Annotated in this window: 20 protein-coding genes and 6 tRNA genes; 17 read left to right on the forward strand and 9 right to left on the reverse strand. The window is 63.3% G+C overall.

The genetic code is table 11. The features are described from left to right. The first annotated feature begins 36 nt into the window (after positions 1-36). Positions 37-1,257, forward strand: coding sequence for a dienelactone hydrolase family protein (locus ACQ4MJ_RS06040; protein ID WP_431149548.1), 1,221 nt, complete (start codon positions 37-39; stop codon positions 1,255-1,257). A gap of 122 nt (positions 1,258-1,379) precedes the next feature. Next, positions 1,380-2,441: an aldo/keto reductase gene (locus tag ACQ4MJ_RS06045; RefSeq protein ID WP_431149547.1), complete on the forward strand. Its 1,062-nt coding sequence runs from the start codon at positions 1,380-1,382 to the stop codon at positions 2,439-2,441. A gap of 68 nt (positions 2,442-2,509) precedes the next feature. On the opposite strand, the gene ACQ4MJ_RS06050 is transcribed toward ACQ4MJ_RS06045, so the two are convergent. Together ACQ4MJ_RS06050 and ACQ4MJ_RS06055 are read right to left on the reverse strand one after the other, a co-directional pair. Beyond that, positions 2,510-3,925 (reverse strand): M20 family metallopeptidase, encoded by a 1,416-nt coding sequence (locus tag ACQ4MJ_RS06050; RefSeq protein WP_431149546.1) that lies wholly within the window; start codon positions 3,923-3,925, stop codon positions 2,510-2,512. 19 nt (positions 3,926-3,944) lie between these two features. After that, entirely contained in the window at positions 3,945-4,943 is a 999-nt protein-coding gene (locus ACQ4MJ_RS06055) for a Bug family tripartite tricarboxylate transporter substrate binding protein (RefSeq protein WP_431149545.1), read from the reverse strand. Positions 4,944-5,121: 178 nt separating this feature from the next. On the opposite strand from ACQ4MJ_RS06055, the gene ACQ4MJ_RS06060 reads away from it, so the two are divergent. From ACQ4MJ_RS06060 to plsY, 3 genes are all read left to right on the forward strand, one after another. Continuing rightward, positions 5,122-6,081: a LysR family transcriptional regulator gene (locus tag ACQ4MJ_RS06060; RefSeq protein ID WP_431149544.1), complete on the forward strand. Its 960-nt coding sequence runs from the start codon at positions 5,122-5,124 to the stop codon at positions 6,079-6,081. A 70-nt stretch (positions 6,082-6,151) separates the two neighbouring features. Then, positions 6,152-6,643, forward strand: coding sequence for an aminoacyl-tRNA deacylase (locus ACQ4MJ_RS06065; RefSeq protein WP_055402597.1), 492 nt, complete (start codon positions 6,152-6,154; stop codon positions 6,641-6,643). Positions 6,644-6,691: 48 nt separating this feature from the next. Further along, positions 6,692-7,357 carry a glycerol-3-phosphate 1-O-acyltransferase PlsY gene (plsY, locus tag ACQ4MJ_RS06070; RefSeq protein ID WP_121420437.1) on the forward strand — a complete coding sequence of 222 codons (666 nt, stop codon included), beginning with the start codon at positions 6,692-6,694 and terminating at the stop codon, positions 7,355-7,357. Positions 7,358-7,429: 72 nt separating this feature from the next. Here plsY and ACQ4MJ_RS06075 read toward each other — a convergent pair whose 3' ends face one another. From ACQ4MJ_RS06075 to ACQ4MJ_RS06085, 3 genes are all read right to left on the reverse strand, one after another. Next, positions 7,430-8,452 (reverse strand): HD-GYP domain-containing protein, encoded by a 1,023-nt coding sequence (locus ACQ4MJ_RS06075; protein WP_055402593.1) that lies wholly within the window; start codon positions 8,450-8,452, stop codon positions 7,430-7,432. Positions 8,453-8,475: 23 nt separating this feature from the next. After that, entirely contained in the window at positions 8,476-9,078 is a 603-nt protein-coding gene (locus ACQ4MJ_RS06080) for a retropepsin-like aspartic protease family protein (RefSeq protein WP_431149542.1), read from the reverse strand. 187 nt (positions 9,079-9,265) lie between these two features. Beyond that, positions 9,266-9,751 (reverse strand): YajQ family cyclic di-GMP-binding protein, encoded by a 486-nt coding sequence (locus tag ACQ4MJ_RS06085; RefSeq protein WP_055402590.1) that lies wholly within the window; start codon positions 9,749-9,751, stop codon positions 9,266-9,268. Positions 9,752-9,825: 74 nt separating this feature from the next. Between ACQ4MJ_RS06085 and murB the strand changes: the two genes are divergently transcribed. Continuing rightward, positions 9,826-10,899, forward strand: coding sequence for a UDP-N-acetylmuramate dehydrogenase (gene murB / locus ACQ4MJ_RS06090; RefSeq protein WP_055402588.1), 1,074 nt, complete (start codon positions 9,826-9,828; stop codon positions 10,897-10,899). Between the two features lie 130 nt (positions 10,900-11,029). Here murB and argG read toward each other — a convergent pair whose 3' ends face one another. The 4 genes from argG to ACQ4MJ_RS06110 form a co-directional block, all read right to left on the reverse strand. Beyond that, the gene (gene argG, locus ACQ4MJ_RS06095; protein ID WP_055402586.1) at positions 11,030-12,367 is read right to left on the reverse strand and encodes an argininosuccinate synthase; all 1,338 of its coding nucleotides are present in this window, start codon (positions 12,365-12,367) and stop codon (positions 11,030-11,032) included. A 95-nt stretch (positions 12,368-12,462) separates the two neighbouring features. Beyond that, positions 12,463-12,780: a pyrimidine/purine nucleoside phosphorylase gene (locus tag ACQ4MJ_RS06100; protein WP_121506085.1), complete on the reverse strand. Its 318-nt coding sequence runs from the start codon at positions 12,778-12,780 to the stop codon at positions 12,463-12,465. A 150-nt stretch (positions 12,781-12,930) separates the two neighbouring features. Further along, positions 12,931-13,587 (reverse strand): glycine zipper 2TM domain-containing protein, encoded by a 657-nt coding sequence (locus ACQ4MJ_RS06105; protein WP_121420433.1) that lies wholly within the window; start codon positions 13,585-13,587, stop codon positions 12,931-12,933. 146 nt (positions 13,588-13,733) lie between these two features. Next, positions 13,734-14,120 carry an ArsC family reductase gene (locus ACQ4MJ_RS06110; RefSeq protein WP_121508656.1) on the reverse strand — a complete coding sequence of 129 codons (387 nt, stop codon included), beginning with the start codon at positions 14,118-14,120 and terminating at the stop codon, positions 13,734-13,736. A gap of 48 nt (positions 14,121-14,168) precedes the next feature. On the opposite strand from ACQ4MJ_RS06110, the gene folC reads away from it, so the two are divergent. The 11 genes from folC to ACQ4MJ_RS06165 all read left to right on the forward strand — a co-directional run bounded on the left by folC (position 14,169) and on the right by ACQ4MJ_RS06165 (position 20,751). Then, positions 14,169-15,494 (forward strand): bifunctional tetrahydrofolate synthase/dihydrofolate synthase, encoded by a 1,326-nt coding sequence (gene folC, locus ACQ4MJ_RS06115; RefSeq protein WP_055402580.1) that lies wholly within the window; start codon positions 14,169-14,171, stop codon positions 15,492-15,494. A 33-nt stretch (positions 15,495-15,527) separates the two neighbouring features. Further along, positions 15,528-16,361: an SPOR domain-containing protein gene (locus ACQ4MJ_RS06120; protein ID WP_121506086.1), complete on the forward strand. Its 834-nt coding sequence runs from the start codon at positions 15,528-15,530 to the stop codon at positions 16,359-16,361. Positions 16,362-16,387: 26 nt separating this feature from the next. After that, on the forward strand, positions 16,388-16,876 hold the full coding sequence (locus ACQ4MJ_RS06125; protein WP_055402576.1) for a CvpA family protein: 489 nt from the start codon (positions 16,388-16,390) through the stop codon (positions 16,874-16,876). A 78-nt stretch (positions 16,877-16,954) separates the two neighbouring features. Next, a complete protein-coding gene (gene purF, locus ACQ4MJ_RS06130; protein ID WP_055402574.1) occupies positions 16,955-18,460 on the forward strand; it encodes an amidophosphoribosyltransferase in 1,506 nt (501 codons plus the stop codon). A 118-nt stretch (positions 18,461-18,578) separates the two neighbouring features. After that, complete coding sequence (gene gltX / locus ACQ4MJ_RS06135) at positions 18,579-20,000, forward strand: glutamate--tRNA ligase (RefSeq protein WP_431149541.1); 1,422 nt, start codon at positions 18,579-18,581, stop codon at positions 19,998-20,000. A gap of 65 nt (positions 20,001-20,065) precedes the next feature. Further along, positions 20,066-20,141: transfer RNA gene (locus tag ACQ4MJ_RS06140), tRNA-Ala, on the forward strand. Between the two features lie 30 nt (positions 20,142-20,171). Further along, positions 20,172-20,247: transfer RNA gene (locus tag ACQ4MJ_RS06145), tRNA-Glu, on the forward strand. A 52-nt stretch (positions 20,248-20,299) separates the two neighbouring features. Continuing rightward, positions 20,300-20,376: transfer RNA gene (locus ACQ4MJ_RS06150), tRNA-Asp, on the forward strand. Between the two features lie 64 nt (positions 20,377-20,440). Beyond that, positions 20,441-20,516, forward strand: a tRNA-Ala gene (locus tag ACQ4MJ_RS06155). A gap of 30 nt (positions 20,517-20,546) precedes the next feature. Beyond that, positions 20,547-20,622 (forward strand) — tRNA-Glu (locus ACQ4MJ_RS06160). A 52-nt stretch (positions 20,623-20,674) separates the two neighbouring features. Then, positions 20,675-20,751: transfer RNA gene (locus ACQ4MJ_RS06165), tRNA-Asp, on the forward strand. Positions 20,752-20,868: the final 117 nt, after the last annotated feature.

The raw sequence follows: 20,868 nt of genomic DNA on the forward strand, positions 1-20,868 counted from the left end.
CTGAAACCACTAATACCATCTACAAGGATCCCGAACATGCCAGGACAATGGATCACCCTCGAAGCCGCAGACGGCAGCGGCAGCTTTCGCGCATACCTCGCCACACCCGCAAGCGGCGGCGGACCAGGGCTGGTGCTTGCACAGGAAATTTTTGGAGTGAACGGCACCATGCGTGACGTCGCCGACTACTACGCAGAGGAAGGGTATGTGGTGCTGGTACCCGATCTTTTCTGGCGCCAGGAGCAGGCGGTGGAACTCGATGCAGCGAAGGATATGCCGCGCGCATTTGCGCTCTACCAGGGCTTTGACGAAGCCAAGGGCGTGCAGGACCTGCAGACAGCCATCTCGGCGCTGCGTGCGCGCCCCGAGGTCCGCACGCAGGGCGGCAAGGTGGGTGTGCTGGGCTTCTGCCTGGGCGGCAAGCTGGCCTACCTGGCGGCCTGCCGTACCGATGCCGACGTGGCGGTGGGCTACTACGGCGTCGGCATAGAAGCTGCGCTAGCTGAAGCCGCTGATATCCAGTGCCGCCTGGTGCTGCACATCGCTGAGCTTGACGGTTTTTGCCCGCCGCCCGCGCGCGAGGCCATCGTGCAGACCCTTTCGGGCCGCGAGAACGTGGAGCTGTACATCTACCCCGGCACCGACCATGCGTTTGCACGCGTGGGTGGCGACCACTTCCACAAGCCGTCGGCCCTGATGGCACACCAGCGCAGCGTGGCTGCCTTGCGACGCGCAATGGGGCCACACTACGACCTCTCAGCTCTGTGGGACAAACACTGCGAATATGAGTTCGCCACGCGCAATGTGGACGCCACCATGTCCACCATGGTGGCGGAGCCCTATGTGAACCACATCCCCACCATGACGGGCGGTGTGGGCTACCGGCATCTGCACGACTTCTACACCCGTCACTTTGTCAACAGCAACCCACCTGATACCAGCCTGACCCCCATCTCGCGCACGGTGGGCGCCACGCAGGTGGTGGATGAAATGCTGTTTTGCTTCACCCATACCACCGAGATCCCCTGGATGCTGCCCGGCGTCGCGCCCACGGGGCGGCGCGTAGAAATACCGCTGCTGGCGGTGGTCAAGTTTCGCGGCGACAAGCTCTACCACGAGCATATCTACTGGGACCAGGCCAGTGTGCTTGTGCAGGTGGGGTTGCTCGATCCCAACGGCCTGCCCGTGGCAGGGGTGGAGACAGCGCGCAAACTGCTGGATGAAACGCTGCCGTCGAACGGGCTGATGGAACGGTAGAAAAACACCGCAGGGTTTGCCGCATGGCGCGTGCAGCAAACCCTGTGAGGCGGGTGTGCAAGCCCAGGCCTGCAGACTTTGCTGGCAACCCGTAAACTGCGCGGCTTGCCAACGGAGTCCGCATGAACAATATCCAACTCGGTCAGAGCGACCTGCACGTCACCCCCATCTGCCTGGGCACCATGACCTTTGGTGAACAGGTCAACGAATCTGGTTCCCACGACATCCTCAGCCGCTCGCTGGCAAGGGGGGTGAACTTCATCGACACGGCCGAGATGTATTCGGTGCCAGCCAAGGCTGAGACCTTTGGCGCTACCGAAACCATCATCGGCAACTGGTTCGCCAAGAACCCCGGTGCGCGCCAGAAACTGGTGGTGGCCACCAAGGTGGCGGGCCCTTCGCGCGGCATGCCCTGGGTGCGCGAAGGCAAGGGCATGGCTGCGGCCGATATCGTTGCTTCGTGCGAGGGCAGCCTGCGCCGCCTGCAGACCGATGTGATCGACCTCTACCAGATCCACTGGCCCGAGCGCCACGTGCCCGCCTTTGGCAACCTGTACTACGACCCTTCCAAGGAAACCTCCACCACCCCCATTCGCGAGCAGCTCGAAGCTTTGTCGGGGCTGGTGAAGGCGGGCAAGGTGCGGTACATCGGCCTGTCGAACGAGACGCCCTATGGTGTGCACGAATTCGTGCGCCTGGCCGAGCAGCACGGCCTGCCGCGCGTGGCTACGGTGCAAAACCCGTATTGCCTGATCAACCGCACGTGGGAAAACGGCCTGGACGAAACCTGCCACCGCCTGAACGTGTCGCTGCTCGCCTACTCACCGCTGGGTTTTGGCCTGCTGACGGGCAAGTACGACGAGAGCGGCATCACCGGCCCATCGGCACCCCAGGGCGCACGCATCGCCACGTATGAATCCGTGCGCAAGCAACGCTGGGGCCGCCCCGAGGCGCTCACGGCATCGCGCCGCTACAACGCCCTGGCCCGTGCCAATGGCATGACGCCTACGCAAATGGCGCTGGCGTTCTGCTACACCAAGTGGCAGGTGGCCAGCACCATCATCGGCGTGACGTCGGTGGCGCAGTTGGATGAAGACCTGAATGCCTGGGGAATCACGCTGTCGCCAGAGGTGTTGAAGGAGATCGACGCCATCCGCTGGGAGCTGCGCGACCCGGCATTGTGATCACTGTGCACAGATAGCAAAAAGGGGCTGAACAGCCCCATTTTTACGTCGGTCAGTACGTCTGGTGTCTACGCAGCGGTGGTGATACGTCCTTCCTTCCACGGTGTGCCCTGCGCCTCACCCAGGTCCCAAAACAGCCCTGCCATGACGGCCAGCCCTTCGCGGGCCACAGGTGCCAGCAGGTGCTCGTTGGGCGCATGTTGCGCGCACGCCGGGTACGAGTGGGGCACCCAAAGGGTGGGCAGGCCCAGCTGGTCCGCAAAGATATCGTTGGGCAGAGAGCCCGCCAGGTTGGGCAGCAAGGTGGCAGGCTGCCCCGCGCTGGCTTGCAGCGACGCCAGCGTCCAGTCCACCCAGGGGTTGTGCAGGTCGAGCCGGGTGGCGCCGCACACCATGCCCATGGTGATTTCCACCTGGCTGAAACCATGCGCGTCCAAATGCGCGCGCAGCGTGGCTTGCACGTTCTTCCAGTCGGTGCCCACTACAAAGCGCAGCTGGCAATGGGCCACCGCTTGGGAAGGGATGGCATTGATCGGGCGTTGGGCGTTGCCCGCACCCAGAGCCAGCACTTCCAGAGTGTTCCAGCCCACCAGTTGTTCGGCGGGCGTGAGGCCGGGTTCGCCCCATCCGGGCGTGAGCGCAGGGTCATCGGCACCTGCGCCGATCACCACGTCTTTCAGTGCGGTGCGCAGCTTGTCGGGCACGGCAGGCGGTAGTAAGCCCTCGACCAGAATGCGGCCCTGGGCGTCCACCAACGTGGCCAGCGCGTGCGTGAGCACGGTGGCCGGGTTGGCCAGCACGCCGCCCCAGTTGCCCGAGTGGTAGGCCTTGTCGCGGCTGCGTACCGCGAGCGAAAAGTTGATGGCTCCGCGCGAACCCAGAAAGAGCGTGGGGCGCGCCGCGTTCACCCGGGGGCCGTCGCTGGCCACGAAGAGGTCGGCTTTCAGCGCATCCCTGTGCTGTTCGCAGAATGCGGCCAGGCCGAGTGAACCGGCTTCTTCGCCCATCTCCATGAGCAGTGTCACGTTGTAGCCCAGACGGCCTTGGCGTGCCTCCAGCGTGTGCGCCAGCGCGGCAAGGCTGACGGTGTGTTGGCCCTTGTTGTCGGCGGTGCCACGGCCATACCAGCGGTCACCTTCAATGGTCAGCTCCCAGGGCGAAAGACCTTCGCGCCATTGGCTGTCCTGGCCGTTGACCACGTCGCCGTGGCCATAGGTCATCACGGTGGGCAAGGCGGGGTCTTCTACCCTGCGGGCCAGCAACAGCGGGCCACCCTTGGGATCGGGGTTGTCGAGCACCTGGCAGTCAAAGCCCAGCGGCTCCAGCCAAGGCACGATTTCGTCGGTCAGGTAGGTGCGCAGCGTGGGGGGGACTTGCCCGGTGTCGCTTTCGGTGCGCCAGGCCACGCGTCGGCGCAGGTCATCGGCAAAGCGGCCGTCATCGAAGTAGTGGTGAACGTTGTTGATCAGTTGCTCTCGGTTCATCGTTTTCTCCTTGCTGGGGTCACTCCACCACGATCTGTGCACGGTGGGCCAGCGCGCGGTAGCGCCCGATCTCGTCTTCCATGGCGGCGTGCATGGCCTTGGGGCCCACGAACACGGGCTCCATGCCTTGGGCGCGGATCTGGTCCTGCAGCTGGACATCGCGCATGGCGGCCTCGACTTCTTTCACCAGTTTGTCCACGATGGGCGCGGGCGTGCGCGCCGGGGCTGCCACGGCGTACCAGCCGTCAAAGGCTGCGTCTGGCAGCTTCAGCTCCCGCACAGTAGGAACCGAGGGCAGGGCGCGGGCGCGCTCGTTGCCTGCAATGGCCAGTGCGCGCAGCTTGCCTGAGCGCACATGCGGTGCGGCACTGGCCACGGTGTCGATGGCCATCTGGATCTCACCGCCGATCAACCCCATCATGGCCTGTGCGCTGCCCCGGTAGGGCACGTCCTGCAGGCGCACGCCAGCGGCCTGCTCCAACAGTGCGCCGACCAAGTGGGGGGCCGAACCGGAGCCGAAAGTGGCGTAGTTGATAGTTTTGGGCGCGGCCTTTGCGGCGGCCAGCAGGGCGGCGAAGTCCTTGTGGGGCGAGCTGGCGCTGACCACGATCACCAGCGGTGCGCGGGCAACGATGGCTACAGGCGCCAGGTCCTTGAGCGGGTCGTACGGCAGCTTGGGCCGCAGCGCAGCGTTCACGGTGTAGCTGGTGGAGCCCGACACCAGCAGGGTATAGCCGTCGGGCTCGGCCTTGACCACGCTGTCGGTGCCAATGATGGTGGAGGCGCCGGGCTTGTTGTCGATGACCACGGACTTGCCCAGGCGTGTGGACAGCTTTTGGCCCAGCGCGCGGGCTACGGCATCGGTGCCGCCCCCGGGTGGGAAGGGCGCGACCAGGCGCACAGTTCGCTGGGGCCACGCCTCCGAGGGCGCAGCCGTCTGGGCAAGGGACAGGGTGCTGGCGCTGGCAAAGGTGGCCAGGACGGCGGACAGCAAAGAGACTCGGACAAGGCTTTTCATGCAGGCTCCAGAGGTTGATGCGTGGGGTGTTGGCACCACTGCCACAAAGGCGATTGCGCTGATACCCACAGCCATGGGTGAATTGGAGCCTTAAACCATGCAAGATGGGAGCCGGTTTACCATTGCTCTGGATAGAGATTTGGCAACTGAGCGTTGCCTTTTGGTTAGTAGGTACACGATGCACATTTCACTGCTCAGCCTGCCCTTGCGTTACTTTCTGGAGGTGGCGCGCACCGGCTCTGTCAATCAGGCGGCGCAGCGCCTGCACGTGGCAGCATCGGCGGTGAGCCGCCAGTTGGGCAAGCTGGAAGACAGCCTGGGCGTGACGCTGTTCGAACGTCAGGCACGTGGCATGGCGCTGACCGAAGCGGGCACCCGGCTGCTGGCCCATGCCACGGCGCACGATGCGCAGGCCACAGAATTGGTCGAGCAACTGCAAGGGCTGTCGGCCCAGCAGGCTTTGCGTGTGCGGGTGGCCTGCACCGAAGGCTTTGCCGCGAGCTTCATGCCGCTGGTGATGTCGGCGTTCCGGCAGACGCACCCACAGGTGCAGCTGCAGTTGCTGGTGGACGTGCCGCAGGAAGTGTCGGCCCTGGTGCAGCGCGGAGACGTTGATCTGGCGCTGAAGTACAGCGTGGCGCCCGAGAAAGGTTTGCAGGTGCTGCATTCGGCCATTGCCCCGATCTACGCCATCATGCCCGCACAGCACCCGCTGGCCCGCCAGCGCAGCGTGAGCGTGGCCGATGTGGTGCGCTATCCGCTGCTGCTGGGTGCGGGCAACACGACCGGGCGGCAGCTGTTTGACCTGAGCTGTGCAGTGCAGGGCCTGCGGTATGTGCCGGCGGTGGAGAGCAATTTTTCATCGGCGCTGCTGCCGCTGCTGAGCGGGCAGGACGTGGTGCTGGCCAGCTACCTCACGGCGGCGCGCTGGGTGGAGGCGGGCCTGCTGGCGGCCCGGCCGTTTGACGAGGTGCAACTGCAGCAGCGACGCTTGCAGGTGCTGGCCGTGGAAGGGCGGGCACCGTCGGCGCTGGTGCAGCAGTTCACGCAGGCGCTGGTGGCTGCCATTGAGCAGTACGGCAAGCGCAAGGTGGGGCGGCGCAAGACGACAGCAGCGCGGGTGATCGAGGTGCCTTGATTCGGGCTGCCTGCCGTTCGCAGTGGGGGCGCGCAACTGGATACCATTCGTTCCCTACCCGGATCGCACCATGGCCAAGAAAGAACACGTCTCCGAGACCCAAGCCACCCAGTTGCTCAAGGCGAACAAGGTGGCATTCACTGAGCACCCCTACGAATACCTGGAGCACGGCGGCGCCATGCACAGCGCCGAGGTGCTAGGCCTCGACCCCTTCACGGTGGTCAAGACCCTGGTCATGCAGGACCAGGATGCCAAGCCCTTGCTGGTGCTGATGCATGGCAATCGCAAGGTCTCCACCAAAAACCTCGCGCGCCAGATCGGCGCCAAGTCGGTCGAGCCGTGCGCGCCGGAGGTCGCCAACCGCCACAGCGGCTACCTGGTGGGGGGCACGTCGCCCTTTGGCACGCGGCGCGCCATGCCGGTGTACATCGAAGAAACCATCCTGGCGCTGCCGCGCATTGCCATTAATGGCGGGCGCCGGGGCTTTCTGGTGCAGATCGATCCGCAGGTGTGCGTGCAGTTGCTGGGTGCTAAACCGGTGCACTGCGCGCTGGCAGAATAGGCCGCCACGGCAGACCGTCCGCCGTCCCCCGATTTTTGAGGAGTTACTTTGACCGCCGTGTATCCCATCCTTGCCGCTGTGGCCGCCTACTTGCTGGGCTCGCTGTCGTTCGCCGTCATCGTGACGCGTGTGATGGGGCTGAGCGACCCGCGCACCTATGGCAGCAAGAACCCCGGCGCCACCAACGTGCTGCGCTCGGGCTCCAAGGCGGCAGCCATCGTCACACTGCTGTTGGACGCCATGAAAGGCTGGCTGCCTGTGGCGTTGGTGATGTGGTTTGGTCAGCCCTATGGGCTGGACGACGGCACGGTCGCCATGGTGGGGCTGGCGGCTTTTCTGGGCCACCTGTGGCCTGTGTTCTTCCGATTTGAAGGGGGCAAGGGCGTTGCCACTGCGCTGGGCGTGCTGTTGGGCATCAGCGTCTGGCTGGGGCTAGCCACGGCTGCGACCTGGCTCATCATCGCGTTTTTCTTCCGCTACTCGTCCCTGGCCTCGCTGGTGGCTGCCGCCTTTGCGCCGGTGTATTACCTGCTGGTGGATGGGGTGGTGTGGTATGCCGAGGGCACGATTGCGGGCTCCATCATCGTGATGGCCATGTTGCTGGCCTGGCGCCACAAGGAGAACATCCAGCGCCTGATCGAAGGCAAGGAGTCGCGACTGGGCAGCAAAAAGGCCAAGCCGAACGCCGAGGGTGCAGGCAAGTCGCCAAAGTAAACGCAGGGGGAAGGCACGCCGCGCTGACTGCGGTGCACGTGCCGTCTGCTCAGCTTTTTCTACGGACAGGTTCTACAGCGAACCTGGCCCTGAAATCAGCCCCCGGAGCCCGGCGCTGTGCTGGGCGGCATAGAGGCCCAGGCGCACCATGGTGCGGTGGTTGAGCTCCAGGCTCACGGCCGATCGGGCCAGAGCGGACTGGATGCGGGGTTTTCCGGTGGCCGTCTGGTACAGGCTGGGCTGCGCGTGGTGGGTGCCGGTGCGGTCCAGAAGGCTGGCGACCAGCGGATGATTGGCTTTTTCGCTGCGGCGCAGCACGATGGCGGTCTCGCCGTTGTCGAGCTTCACAAAAGTCCCTGGCGGGCAAAGGCCGATGGAGCGCACCAGGGTGTAGCTCACCTCATCGCGCTGGTCGATCTCCTGCCCGACGATGGCGCGTACCGAGTCGGTGGCACTGCGGCCTGCACGGGACTTGCGTGGGCTGATCATGGCTGCATAGCGGTCGATGGTGCCCAGGACGCGTGTGAGCCGGTCCACGGGGTCCTGGTTGGCCAGCGGCACACGGTCGGCCACGGTGGCATGGTGTTGTCCCACCACGTCCAGCCAGAGCGCATCGTTGATGAACAGGCGCTCCAGCAGCATCATGCTTTCTTCCGGGTGGCTCTTGATGGCCTCTTGTTGGACCGGTGTCGGGCGTTCACGCTGTTCGGCCAGCTCATCCTGCAGGGCCGTCATGCCGATGTTCATGGTGAGGGCCGCGCGCACCAGGCTGTCGCGCTCGCGTGGTGCCAGCTGCAGTTCGTGCGCCATGATGTGGCACAAGGTGCCGCACACCAGCGCATGGGAGGCGCTATAGCCCACGGTGGATGTGGACGCCAGCTGGAACATCAGGTACAGCGCAGCGTCGATGTCGTGCGCCACCAGGTCCTGCATCCAGCTATCGAACTGGCGCACCTTGGCGGCAAAATCCTGTACCTGCAGAGGTCGCGACAGCAGCACCGACAGCGCTGATTCCAGGTCTGACCACAGGCCCAGCAAGTCCTCGTACTCGCCTTCGGCGTGGTGTGGGGTGCCGGTGGAGTGGTGGGCAGACATGGTGGTGTGTGCAGCGGCCAGGCTCAGTTGCGCTTTTCCAGCACCATCTGGTCGTTGATGCGTGTCATCTGGAACTCGGTCAGAAAGCTGTTACCCAGCAGCACGTAGGGCATGGGCTGCGGGGTGATGATGGCCTCGACCCCGAACACCTCGACATCGCCGATGCGCACTGAGTCCAGCTTCATGCGCCAGCCTTGCGCCACACCATTGGCCGTGTTCATGCGCACGGGCTGGCCGTTCTGGTAGTTGAGCCCCATGCGCTCAGCATCCTGCCGCCCGATGGCCACGGTGGAAGCACCGGTGTCCACCATGTACTGCATCACACGCCCGTTGATGGTGCCGCTGTTGATGAAATGCCCACGGCTGTCGGCCATCAATACGACGCGCTTGCCGCTTCCGCCACGGGCGCCAACGCTCACCGGGGCCTCGCCCAGCCGCAGCACGCGTCGCGTGCCATTGACTTCGATGGTGGCTTCTTCTTTGGTGACGGTAATGACCTTTACGCCCTGGTACTCATCCCCAGCACCCACCGCCTTGGGTGGGTTGGCATCCACCACCAGCAAGGCCTTGCTGCCCAGCATGCCCGCCAGCGCCACCGCCTGCGCATGAGCCCAGGACGGAGCCAAGCACAGAGCAACCAGCGCGGCCAGGGCAAAGGAGTGGATCGTCGTTCGTTGATGGCGCTGTGCGCCTCCCCCGTACTTCGGAACTGGCGCGGCCCAGGCGAGGGAAGCCAAGCAAGGGCCGCCCCGCAGCGAGGGCGTCGTCCCCTTGGAGGGGGAAGGCGCGAAGCGACTCAGGGGGTGCTCCATCTCAGTCGCGGAAGTTGTCGAACGACAGGGGAACGTCCGTCACATCCTTGCGGATCAGCGCCATGGCCGCCTGCAGGTCGTCGCGCTTGGCACCCGTCACGCGCACCTTGTCCTCTTGGATGGCCGCTTGCACCTTGAGCTTGCTTTCCTTCATGAGCTTCTGGATCTTCTTGGCCAGCTCGCTCTCGATGCCGTTGCGCACCTTGATGACCTGCTTGACCTTGTCGCCGCCTATCTTCTGCACATCGCCCATGTCCAGAAAACGCACGTCCACGTTGCGCTTGGTGAGTTTGTTGCGCAGTACATCCTCGATCTGGGTGAGCTGAAAGTCGGCGTCGCCGATCAGCGTGATGTCCTTGTCTTTGATCTCGATGCTGGCCGATGTGCCCTTGAAGTCGAAACGGGTGGCGATTTCCTTGGCGGTGTTCTCGACGGCGTTTTTCACTTCAACCAGGTTGGCTTCACAGACGGTGTCAAAAGATGGCATGGATGGCTCTCAATCTCAGGGAAAACAGCTACAGATCGCAGGGGCCCGAAAGGGCGGGTGCGACAATCGGGCCAATGGTAGTCGAGAAAAACGCCCCTTTGCAGCCCTGGAACACCTTTGGCATTGCTGCGCGTGCCCAAACCCTGGTGCGTGTGCGCTCCGTGTCGGATCTGAAGGCCGTTCTGGCCGATATGGAGCTGGCCCCCGCAGCCAAGTTTGTGCTGGGCGGGGGCAGCAACATCATCCTGACCGGCGATGTGAAATCTATCGTGCTCAAGATGGAGATCAAGGGGCTGCGCTTGGTGGAGGAAACCCCCAAGGCCTGGATCGTGGAGGCGGGTGCAGGTGAGGTCTGGCACGATGCTGTGGCCTGGACGCTGGCGCACGGGTTCCCGGGGCTGGAAAATCTGGCGCTCATCCCGGGCACGGTGGGCGCCTCGCCCGTGCAGAACATCGGTGCCTATGGCGTGGAGCTGCAGGATCGGTTTGAATCGCTCGACGCCCTCGATCTGGCCACCGGCCAGTCGTTCAGCCTGGATGCCGCGCAGTGCGGCTTTGGCTACCGCGACTCCGTCTTCAAGCATGCGCCGTCTGAAGCACCCGACGGCAGCGGGATGCCGCGCGGCATGGGCCTGGCGGGGCGCGCGGTCATCACCCATGTGCGGTTTCGGCTGCCCAAGCCCTGGAAGCCCGTGCTGGGCTACCTCGATCTGGAGCGCCGCCGCGCCGAGGCGGGCGTGGAGCACCCCAGTGCCCAGCAGATTTTTGACTGGATCTGCGACATTCGCCGCGCCAAGCTGCCCGACCCTGCCGTGGTGGGCAACGCAGGCAGCTTCTTCAAGAACCCCACGGTGTCGCCCGACCAGTGCGCCGACATCATCGCGCGCGAGCCCAAGATCGTGCATTACCCCATGCCCGACGGCAGCATCAAGCTGGCGGCGGGCTGGCTGATTGATGCCTGCGGCTGGAAGGGCAAGTCCATCGGCAAGGCGGGGGTGTACGAAAAGCAGGCCCTGGTGCTGGTCAACCGGGGGCACGGCGCCGACAGCGTGACGGGCGGCGAGGTGATGACCCTGGCCAAGGCCATCCAGACCAGCGTGTACGAGCGCTTTGGCATCCGGCTGGAGCCCGAGCCGGTGGTGGTTTAGACCAGCAGCCAACCTTCCCCGCAAAGAAAAAAGCCACCGTTTCCGGTGGCTTTGCTCATATATATGTAGCTGCTAGCGCTTTATGGGTAAGCGCTAGAGCCATTTTTGACCCATATTCTGGGCCCGAGGTTTATTTGCGGTCGTTTTCCAGCTGCGCCAGTGCCGCGTTGCCACCCAGCGACAGCAGGCCAGCGCGCGAATACACACCCAGCTTGTCGCGCGTGTCCGAGATGTCCAGGTTGCGCATGGTCAGCTGGCCAATGCGGTCCAGCGGGCTGAACGGCGCGTCTTCCACCTTTTCCATCGACAGGCGTTCGGGCGCGTAAGTCAGGTTGGGCGATTCGGTGTTCAGCAGCGAATAGTCGTTGCCACGGCGCAGTTCCAGCGTCACGGTGCCGGTCACGGCGCGGGCCACCCAGCGCTGGGCGGTTTCGCGCAGCATGATGGCCTGGGGGTCGAACCAGCGGCCCTGGTACAGCAGGCGGCCCAGCTTGAGGCCATTCATGCGGTACTGCTCGATGGTGTCTTCGTTGTGGATGCCCGTCACCAGGCGCTCGTAGGCGATGTGCAGCAGCGCCAGGCCCGGGGCTTCGTAGATGCCGCGGCTCTTGGCTTCGATGATGCGGTTTTCGATCTGGTCGCTCATGCCCAGGCCGTGGCGGCCGCCGATACGGTTGGCTTCGAGGATCAGCTCCACCGGGTCGTTGAACTCCACGCCGTTCAGGGCGACGGGCTGGCCTTCTTCAAAGCGGACCGACACTTCCTCGGCCTTGACGGCGACTTCTTCCTTCCAGAATGCCACGCCCATGATGGGGTTCACGATGCGGATGCCGCTGGACAGGAACTCCAGGTCCTTGGCCTCGTGCGTCGCGCCCAGCATGTTGCTGTCGGTGCTGTAGGCCTTCTCGGCGCTCATCTTGTAGCCAAAGCCGGCTTGTGTCATGAACGCCGACATCTCGGCGCGGCCGCCCAGTTCGTCGATGAACAGCTGGTCCAGCCAGGGCTTGTAGATCTTGAGCGAGGGGTTGGTCAGCAGGCCGTAGCGGTAAAAGCGCTCGATGTCGTTGCCCTTGAAGGTCGATCCGTCACCCCAGATGTTGACGTCGTCTTCCTTCATCGCCGCCACCAGCATGGTGCCGGTCACAGCGCGGCCCAGGGGCGTGGTGTTGAAGTAGGTGAGGCCGCCAGTGCTGATATGGAAGGCGCCAGCCTGCAGGGCGGCAATGCCTTCGTGCGCCAGTTGGGTGCGGCAGTCCACCAGGCGAGCCTTCTCTGCGCCGTATTCCATGGCCTTGCGCGGAATGGCTTCGTAGTCGGGCTCGTCGGGCTGGCCGAGGTTGGCGGTGTAGGCGTAGGGTACGGCGCCCTTGAGCTTCATCCAGTGCAGGGCTGCGCTGGTGTCCAGGCCGCCGGAGAATGCAATGCCGACCTTCTGGCCGAGGGGGAGGTTCTGGAGGATGGTTGCCATGAAATGCTTCTCAAAAATGATAGCTGCTTGCGCTTGATAGATAAGCGCTAGAGGCCAAAATCAATCAAATTCCAGCCGAATGCGCAGTCGAACGATCAGCCGAAATGGCAGATGTAGTGGTAGGCCTCGGTCACGCGGATGTCGAACTTCGAGTTGCCGGGCACGCTGAACTTGTCGCCCGCCGAAGACTTGACCCAGGCGTCGGTGCCGTCCAGCTTGTATTCGCAGGATCCGGCCACGCATTCCATGATCTCGGGCGCGCCGGTGTTGAAGGTCAGCGTTGCGGGCAGTACCACGCCCACCGACTTCTTGGTGCCGTCGGCAAACGTGATGCCGTGGCTCACGCACTTGCCGTCAAAGTACACATTGGCCTGGGTGGTGACGGACACGCCGTCAATTTTTTCGGTGGTCATGAGTGCGCTGGATAAGGTAGAGGGAAACCCAGGATTTTAGGGCAGAGGGCGGGGAGCGCCGCCGCAGCAGGCCTCTGAAAAATCCCCATCAGCCGTTGGGCGCAAAAAAAGAGCCCCGAAGGGCTCTTGGTGATACTGGCATGCCGAGGCTTAGCGCCAGTAGGGGTTGCGGTGGTGCGGGTAATAAGGACGGCTGTCGTAGCCGTACTCGATTACCGTGACGGGCGGCGTCACATAAGTGGGCTGCTGCTGGTACACCGGTTGCGCAGGGTAGGTCGAGGTCACCACGCCCGGCTGGCTGTACACACCTTGTGAGGCGTAAGGATCAGGCTGGGTGGAATAGGTCTGGCCTGCAGGCTGCACGCTCAGCGGGATCCAGCGGCCTGGATCGTTCTGGGTGCGGGTGGTGTACTGGCGCCCTGCATATTCATACACCACGTCGTAGCCCACTGTGCGATTCTCGTAATACGTCTCGGTCGTGCAGCGCTGTACGTTCTGGTACTGCGGCTGGCCACCTTCGATCTGGTTGCCGATCACGGCGCCACCGATCAGGCCAATGGCTGTGGCGGCGGCGCGGCCACTGCCTTTGCCAATGGCGTTGCCGGCTGCGCCACCCGCAATCGCGCCCATCACGGCGCCTGCTCCGGTGGTGCGGTTACCGCTATAGACGGTCTCGTTGCCACACACCTGCTGCGGCGTCGCGACCTGCTGGACGATGGGGGTGGCCGAGAGCACGCGGCCCTGTTCCTGGGCGCTGGCCATGGTGGCGATGGCTGCCATGGCGGAAAAAATGACGATCTTTTTCATGGAGAAACTCCTTTCGGGTCGGTACATAACGCACCAGACTGCAGAAAAGTTTAGGCCCGCACGGTCAATTCAGGGCCTGCCCGCCGTAAATCTGCGTAAAGATTTGTGCAATTTCTCCGGTCATGGCGATTGATTCACGTGCCGGTTCAGGTGCCTGCAGCCCGTCCCAACCACATCTGCCATTGGTCGGGAGCAAAACCCACGGAAATGTGCACCTGGCCACCGTGCTGCCACTCCACCACCGGGCGTTTGATGACGCTAGGTTGGGCCTGCATCAGGGCGCTGGCGCTATCGTCGTTGGTGACAGCTGCCTGGGTTTGCGCGTCCAGCTTTCGCCATGTGGTCCCCTGCCGATTGACCAGTTTTTGCCAGCCTGCTGCCGCCGTCCAGTCGGGCAGGCGGTGGGCGGGCACCCCTTGTTTCTTGAAGTCGTGAAACTGGTAGTCCACGCCGTGTTCAGTCAACCAGGTGCGGGATTTCTTGACGGTGTCGCAGTTGGGTATACCGTAAACGGTGATGAGTGAGGTTGTCATGCCGCGCATCATCCTCGAACTTGTGGCTGGGCGACAATCCCGCCCTGTATGCATACCAAAATCCACACTCTGGAAGGCTGGCTCCGCCACTGCGAGCAGCTTCATCCCCGCAACATCGAAATGGGCCTGGACCGTGTCCGTGAAGTGGCACGCCGCATGGTGCTGCGGTTTGACTGCCCCGTGATCACCGTGGCGGGCACCAATGGAAAAGGCTCTACCTGCGCCATGCTGGAGGCGGTGGCGCAGCAGGCGGGCTACCGCACAGGCGTGTACACGTCGCCCCACCTGGTGCATTTTGAGGAGCGCTGCCGCGTTCACGGTGAAATTGTCAATGCTTCTGATTTGATAGCGCACTTCGAAGCTGTGGAAAGCGCCAGGGTCCAAAATGGCAATGAAATCTCCCTCACCTACTTCGAATTCACGACGCTGGCCATCCTGCGCCTCATGAGCCATGCGCGGCTGGACTTGGCCATCCTCGAAGTGGGGCTCGGCGGGCGCCTGGATGCCACCAACGTCATTGATGCCGACTGCGCCATCATCACCAGCATCGACATCGACCACACTGAATTCCTGGGACCAGACCGCGAGAGCATCGGCCGGGAGAAGGCCGGCATCATGCGCACGGGCCGCCCGGTGATCGTGGGCGATCCGATGGCTCCCCAGAGTGTCATCGACCATGCGCTGGAAATCGGTGCCGACCTGTGGCGCTTCGGCAAGGATTTCAATTTCTCGGGCGACAAACAGCAGTGGAGCTGGGCAGGGCGGGGCCGCCGTTATGCGGGGCTGGCCTATCCGTCGCTGCGCGGCGCCAACCAGCTGATCAATGCCTCGGGCGTGCTGGCCGCGCTGGAGGCCCTGCGCGAGCGCATTCCCGTCACGGCCCAGGCGGTGCGCAACGGGCTGGCATTGGTGGAGCTGCCGGGGCGGTTCCAGATCGTGCCAGGCCAGCCTACGCTGGTGCTCGACGTGGCGCACAACCCGCATTCAGTGGCTGCACTCACTGCCAATCTGGATGCCATGGGGTTTTTCCCCACGACGCATGCGGTGTTCGGCGCCATGGCCGACAAGGACCTGGGGCCCATGCTGGCCAAGGTCGGCCCGCTGGTAGACCGCTGGTATTTCACCAACCTGCCGACCCCGCGCGCCGAGACTGCCGCCGTCCTGCAGCAGAAGTGGAACGCCGTGCAGATGGTGGCGGGCGGGCGCCGCGATGTGACCTCCAGTCTGCACGCAGACCCCATGGAGGCCCTGGAGGCGGCGGTGGCCGCAGCAGACCCCGCTGATAGAATCGTGGTCTTTGGCTCGTTTTACACGGTGGGTGGTGTTCTGATCAACGGAACACCTCGCCTGCACGCCAAACATCTGGGCCAATAGACAGGTTCTGAGGTCCGAACGAGTCGTTACTCCATGGCATTTTTCAAGTTTCGGTGGCCCGGTCAGGGTGAACAAGCTCAGGCCGAAAAGCCGTCCAAGCGCCCGCGCACCCCGCAGGCCGAGAGCATCGAGGTGATGCGGCGGCGTGCTCGCCATCGGTTGATCGGCGCCGCAGTGCTGGTGCTGATTGGGGTGATCGGTTTCCCCATGCTGTTTGACACCCAACCCCGGCCGATTCCGGTGGATATTCCCATCGAGATCCCCGACCGCAACAAGGTGGCGCCCTTGGTGGTGCCCGCTCCGGTTGCTGAGGCGCCAGGGGCTGCCAAGCCTTCGACACCGTCTTCGCAGGACGTGGCCACCGCACCGCGCCCCACGCCCCAGCGCAGCAACAATGCGGTGGGCAATGGGCTCGCGGATGGCGAGGAACTGGTGCAAGGATCGCGTTCCGCGGCTTCCAAACCCGCCCCTGCAGCGCCAGCCAAACCGGAAATAAAACCCGAACCGAAGCCAGAGCCCAAGCCGCCGGTGCCCAGCGAGCCCAAGCCTGTGCAGCGCCCGGACGAGGCTGCCCGCGCGCGTGCGCTGCTGGAAGGCCGGTCGGCAGAGCCCGCGGCTGCGGCTGCCACTGCAGAGGAAGCCCGGTTCATTGTGCAGGTGGGTGCTTTCGCAGACGCAGACAAAGCCCGTGAAGCGCGTACCAAAGTGGAGCGTGCGGGCATGAAAACCTACACCCAGGTGGTGGACACCAAGGAGGGCAAGCGCACACGGGTTCGTGTGGGGCCTTTCACCAACCGGGCTGAGGCGGACAAGGCTGCGGCGCGCATCAAGGCGCTGGATCTGTCGGCCTCTGTGCTGACTCTGTAGGCCAGCGCCAAGGGGTTTTTGTATCCATGGCTGCGCTGGACTGGATTTTTGCGGCGGTGCTGCTGGCATCGATGCTCGTAGGAGCCTGGCGCGGGCTGGTGTTCGAGGTGCTGTCTCTGGTGGGCTGGGTGGTGTCTTTTTTTGTGGCGCAATGGTTTGCCGAGGACATGGCGGCGTTGTTGCCTATGGGCGAGTCGGCCGAAGCATTGCGCTATGCCGCAGGGTTTGTGGTGGTGTTTGTTGCGTCGGTGTTTGCCTGCGGTTTTTTGACATGGCTGGCAAAAAAGCTGGTGGATGCCATCGGCCTGCGGCCTGCAGATCGTACTTTGGGGGCGGCCTTCGGGGTGTTGCGCGGGGTGGTTTTGCTGCTGGCGGTGGCCGTGGTGGCGGGCCTCACGCCCCTGCACGAAGCCTTGTGGTGGCAGGAGTCCCAAGGTGCCCCGGTGCTGGCTGAAGTGCTTCGGGGCTTGAAACCGGCGCTGCCGGAAGAATTTGGAAGGCATCTGCCTTCCTGATAGCGATGCGGTTGCGGCCAGAAGCCGTTGCCGCTGGGTTGCCGCGGGGCTGTTCCCGCAAACGGATGGAATACAACTATGTGTGGAATCGTCGGCGTCGTCAGTCCAGCGCCCGTCAATCAGCTGATCTATGACGCCTTGCTGCTCTTGCAGCACCGTGGTCAGGACGCAGCGGGCATCGTGACCCAGCAGGGCCGCAAGTTTTTCATGCACAAAGCCAAGGGCATGGTGCGCGATGTGTTCCGCACGCGCAACATGCGCGCGTTGCCTGGCAATGTGGGTCTGGGCCAGGTCCGCTACCCCACCGCAGGCAACGCCTACAGCGAAGAAGAGGCGCAGCCGTTCTATGTCAATGCACCGTTCGGCATCGTGCTGGTGCACAACGGCAACCTGACCAATGCGCGCGAACTTCGCACCGAGCTGTTCCTGACGGACCACCGCCATACGAACACGGAAAGCGATTCTGAAGTTCTGCTGAATGTGTTCGCGCACGAGCTGGAGCGCGCCACCCGGGGTGTGCCGCTGCAGCCTGAAGACGTCTTCACTGCGGTACGTGCGGTACACAAACGCATCAAGGGCTCTTATGCCGTGATCGCGCTGATAGCAGGCCACGGCCTGCTGGCCTTCCGCGACCCGCACGGCATTCGCCCGCTGGCCATGGGGCGCAGCCAGGATGGAACTGTGATGGTGGGCAGCGAATCGGTCGCCCTGGAGGGCACATCGCATGTGTTCGAGCGCAACATCGACCCCGGCGAGGCGATCTTCATCACGCTCGACGGACAGGTGCATGCCCGCCAATGTGCCGAAAACCCGCAGCTCAACCCCTGCATCTTCGAATTCGTGTACCTGGCGCGCCCGGACTCGGTGCTCGACGGCATTTCGGTGTACCAGGCGCGTCTGAACCTGGGCGAGGCCCTTGCCAAGCGCGTGGTGTCCACCGTGCCACCCAACGAAATCGACGTGATCATCCCGATCCCCGAGTCCAGCCGCCCCAGTGCCACGCAATTGGCTCACCTGCTGGGCATCCCATACCGCGAAGGCTTCGTCAAGAACCGCTATGTGGGCCGGACCTTCATCATGCCGGGGCAGGGTGTGCGCAAGAAGTCGGTGCGCCAGAAGCTCAATGTGATCGGCAGCGAGTTCAAGGGCCGCAACGTGTTGTTGGTGGACGATTCCATCGTGCGTGGCACCACCAGCCGCGAGATCGTGCAGATGGCACGCGATGCCGGCGCGCGCAAGGTGTACCTTGCCAGCGCTGCACCGCCGGTGCGTTACCCCAACGTGTACGGTATTGACATGCCCACCAGCAGCGAACTGGTGGCCCATGGCCGCACCGTGGAAGAGATTCGCCAGGCGATTGGCTGCGACGCGCTGATCTACCAGGATGTGGACGGCATGAAAAAGGCGGTGGGCGCCCTCAATAGCGCCATCGTAGGGTTTGATGCGTCCTGCTTTGATGGTGTTTATGTGACCGGAGACATTACCGCCGAGGGCATCGCCAGCCTGAACGAGGGGCGGGTGGGGGTGGAGGAGGGAGAGGAAGACACCTCCCGCCTGGCGCTGCCGAATGCCCAAGAGGTTTAGGCATAGGATCGTTGCAGGTCGCCTTGTCCTGGATGGCGACCTGGCAGCAAGCTTTGCCCCCGCTCTCTGGATTGATTGAATCTTGAAACTGGCCCCGCGAGGGCCAGAACTTATTGACATGACTGATACCACTGCTTCCGGCGCGGGCCGCGTGCGCACCCGTTTTGCCCCGTCTCCCACGGGATTTATCCACCTGGGCAACATCCGCTCTGCGCTGTACCCCTGGGCGTTTGCCCGTGCTACGGGCGGCGATTTCATCCTGCGCATTGAAGACACGGACCTGGAGCGTTCCAGCCAGGCGGCGGTAGACGTGATCATCGAAGGCATGGCATGGCTCGGGCTGGACCACGACGAAGGCCCGTTCTACCAAATGCAGCGCATGGACCGCTACAAGACTGTGTTGGCAGAGCTGCAGGCCGCAGGCCATGTGTATCCCTGCTACATGAGCGTGGCCGAACTGGATGCCTTGCGAGAGAAGCAGATGGCCGCCAAGGAAAAGCCCCGCTATGACGGCACCTGGCGCCCCGAGGCTGGAAAAACCCTGCCGCCCGTGCCCGAGGGGGTATTGCCCGTGCTGCGTTTCAAGAACCCGCAAGGCGGTGTGGTGGCGTGGGACGACAAGGTCAAAGGCCGCATCGAGATCAGCAATGACGAACTCGACGATCTTGTGATTGCGCGCCCCGATGGCACGCCCACCTACAACTTCTGTGTGGTGGTGGACGATATCGACATGGCCATCACCCACGTGATCCGGGGTGACGACCACGTGAACAACACCCCGCGCCAGATCAATATCTTCCGCGCTCTGGGCAAGGAGCCGCCGGTGTATGCCCACCTGCCCACCGTGCTCAACGAGCAAGGCGAGAAGATGAGCAAGCGCAACGGTGCCAAGCCCGTCACGCAGTACCGCGACGAAGGCTATCTGCCCGATGCCATGGTGAACTACCTGGCGCGCTTGGGCTGGAGCCACGGCGACGATGAGATCTTCAGCCGCGAGCAATTCCTGCAATGGTTCAACCTCGACCACCTGGGTCGCAGTGCGGCCCAGTTCGACGAAGCCAAGATGCGTTGGGTGAACGCCCAGCACCTCAAGGCCATGGCCGACGACGCACTGGCCGCGCTGGTGGCGCCTCAGCTGCAGCAGCGGGGGGTATCTGCCGAAGCGTTGGCAGATGGGCGGCTTGCGCGGATCTGTGCCTTGTTCAAGGATCGCTGCGACACCACAGTGGCGCTCGCCGATTGGGCGCATGTCTTCTACGGTGAGGTAACGCCCGTGGATGCGGAGCGCAGCCAGCACGTTACCGAAGCCATTGCACCCGCGCTGGATGTTTTGGCCCATGCGCTGTCGGTCTGCGCATGGGACAAGGCTTCCATCAGTGCTGCGTTTAAGCAGGTGCTGGCTAGCCAGGGCCTGAAGATGCCCCAGCTGGCCATGCCCGCACGGGTTCTGACCGTGGGTACGGCCCACACGCCCTCGGTGGATGCCGTGCTGGAATTGGTCGGTCGTGAAAAAGTTGTAGCGCGTTTGCGAAACCGCTAAAAATCTGTCTATAATTCAAGGCTCAGATGATGACAACAAACACGGTGTGGTTGGGGTCATTAAGTGGGGGTATAGCTCAGCTGGGAGAGCGCTTGCATGGCATGCAAGAGGTCATCGGTTCGATCCCGTTTACCTCCACCAAAGTTTGTTAACGGTTAGTTCCAAGGTTTTGACCCTATCGTCTAGAGGCCTAGGACATCACCCTTTCACGGTGAGTACCGGGGTTCGAATCCCCGTAGGGTCGCCAAGTTGTAGCGCTTGGCTTGTGTTGAAAAGATGCAAGCAAAAGCTGCCTGCCAGGAGTGGTAGTTCAGTTGGTTAGAATACCGGCCTGTCACGCCGGGGGTCGCGGGTTCGAGTCCCGTCCACTCCGCCAGTCAAAACCCTTGCAGGTCTTTGATATGCAAGGGTTTTTCTTTGGTGTAAGCCAGAGAAATTTTGGGGGTATAGCTCAGCTGGGAGAGCGCTTGCATGGCATGCAAGAGGTCATCGGTTCGATCCCGTTTACCTCCACCAAAGTTTGTTAACGGTTAGTTCCAAGGTTTTGACCCTATCGTCTAGAGGCCTAGGACATCACCCTTTCACGGTGAGTACCGGGGTTCGAATCCCCGTAGGGTCGCCAAGTTGTAGCGCTTGGCTTGTGTTGAAAAGATGCAAGCAAAAGCTGCCTGCCAGGAGTGGTAGTTCAGTTGGTTAGAATACCGGCCTGTCACGCCGGGGGTCGCGGGTTCGAGTCCCGTCCACTCCGCCAGTCATCAACCGCTGCAGTCGCAAGGCTGCAGCGGTTTTTTTTTTGCGCCTGCGTTCCTGGTTTGTGGCTGAAGACGGGGTGTGCAAGAATGTGTAACGGCATGGCCGCACTGAGGGT

Origin of the sequence: Acidovorax facilis (assembly GCF_050626955.1) — a bacterium.
Lineage (GTDB): Bacteria > Pseudomonadota > Gammaproteobacteria > Burkholderiales > Burkholderiaceae_C > Acidovorax > Acidovorax facilis.

Bases quoted from the DNA above. Each gene is read 5' to 3' on its own strand.
- ACQ4MJ_RS06040 (WP_431149548.1), top strand. From the start codon at position 37: ATGCCAGGACAATGGATCACCCTCGAAGCCGCAGACGGCAGCGGCAGC.
- ACQ4MJ_RS06055 (WP_431149545.1), bottom strand. From the start codon at position 4,943: ATGAAAAGCCTTGTCCGAGTCTCTTTGCTGTCCGCCGTCCTGGCCACC.
- folC (WP_055402580.1), top strand. From the start codon at position 14,169: ATGCATACCAAAATCCACACTCTGGAAGGCTGGCTCCGCCACTGCGAG.
- murB (WP_055402588.1), top strand. From the start codon at position 9,826: ATGGTAGTCGAGAAAAACGCCCCTTTGCAGCCCTGGAACACCTTTGGC.
- ACQ4MJ_RS06100 (WP_121506085.1), bottom strand. From the start codon at position 12,780: ATGACCACCGAAAAAATTGACGGCGTGTCCGTCACCACCCAGGCCAAT.
- ACQ4MJ_RS06125 (WP_055402576.1), top strand. From the start codon at position 16,388: ATGGCTGCGCTGGACTGGATTTTTGCGGCGGTGCTGCTGGCATCGATG.
- ACQ4MJ_RS06120 (WP_121506086.1), top strand. From the start codon at position 15,528: ATGGCATTTTTCAAGTTTCGGTGGCCCGGTCAGGGTGAACAAGCTCAG.
- argG (WP_055402586.1), bottom strand. From the start codon at position 12,367: ATGGCAACCATCCTCCAGAACCTCCCCCTCGGCCAGAAGGTCGGCATT.
- ACQ4MJ_RS06110 (WP_121508656.1), bottom strand. From the start codon at position 14,120: ATGACAACCTCACTCATCACCGTTTACGGTATACCCAACTGCGACACC.
- ACQ4MJ_RS06045 (WP_431149547.1), top strand. From the start codon at position 1,380: ATGAACAATATCCAACTCGGTCAGAGCGACCTGCACGTCACCCCCATC.
- ACQ4MJ_RS06105 (WP_121420433.1), bottom strand. From the start codon at position 13,587: ATGAAAAAGATCGTCATTTTTTCCGCCATGGCAGCCATCGCCACCATG.
- purF (WP_055402574.1), top strand. From the start codon at position 16,955: ATGTGTGGAATCGTCGGCGTCGTCAGTCCAGCGCCCGTCAATCAGCTG.
- ACQ4MJ_RS06075 (WP_055402593.1), bottom strand. From the start codon at position 8,452: ATGTCTGCCCACCACTCCACCGGCACCCCACACCACGCCGAAGGCGAG.
- ACQ4MJ_RS06085 (WP_055402590.1), bottom strand. From the start codon at position 9,751: ATGCCATCTTTTGACACCGTCTGTGAAGCCAACCTGGTTGAAGTGAAA.
- ACQ4MJ_RS06060 (WP_431149544.1), top strand. From the start codon at position 5,122: ATGCACATTTCACTGCTCAGCCTGCCCTTGCGTTACTTTCTGGAGGTG.
- gltX (WP_431149541.1), top strand. From the start codon at position 18,579: ATGACTGATACCACTGCTTCCGGCGCGGGCCGCGTGCGCACCCGTTTT.
- ACQ4MJ_RS06065 (WP_055402597.1), top strand. From the start codon at position 6,152: ATGGCCAAGAAAGAACACGTCTCCGAGACCCAAGCCACCCAGTTGCTC.
- ACQ4MJ_RS06050 (WP_431149546.1), bottom strand. From the start codon at position 3,925: ATGAACCGAGAGCAACTGATCAACAACGTTCACCACTACTTCGATGAC.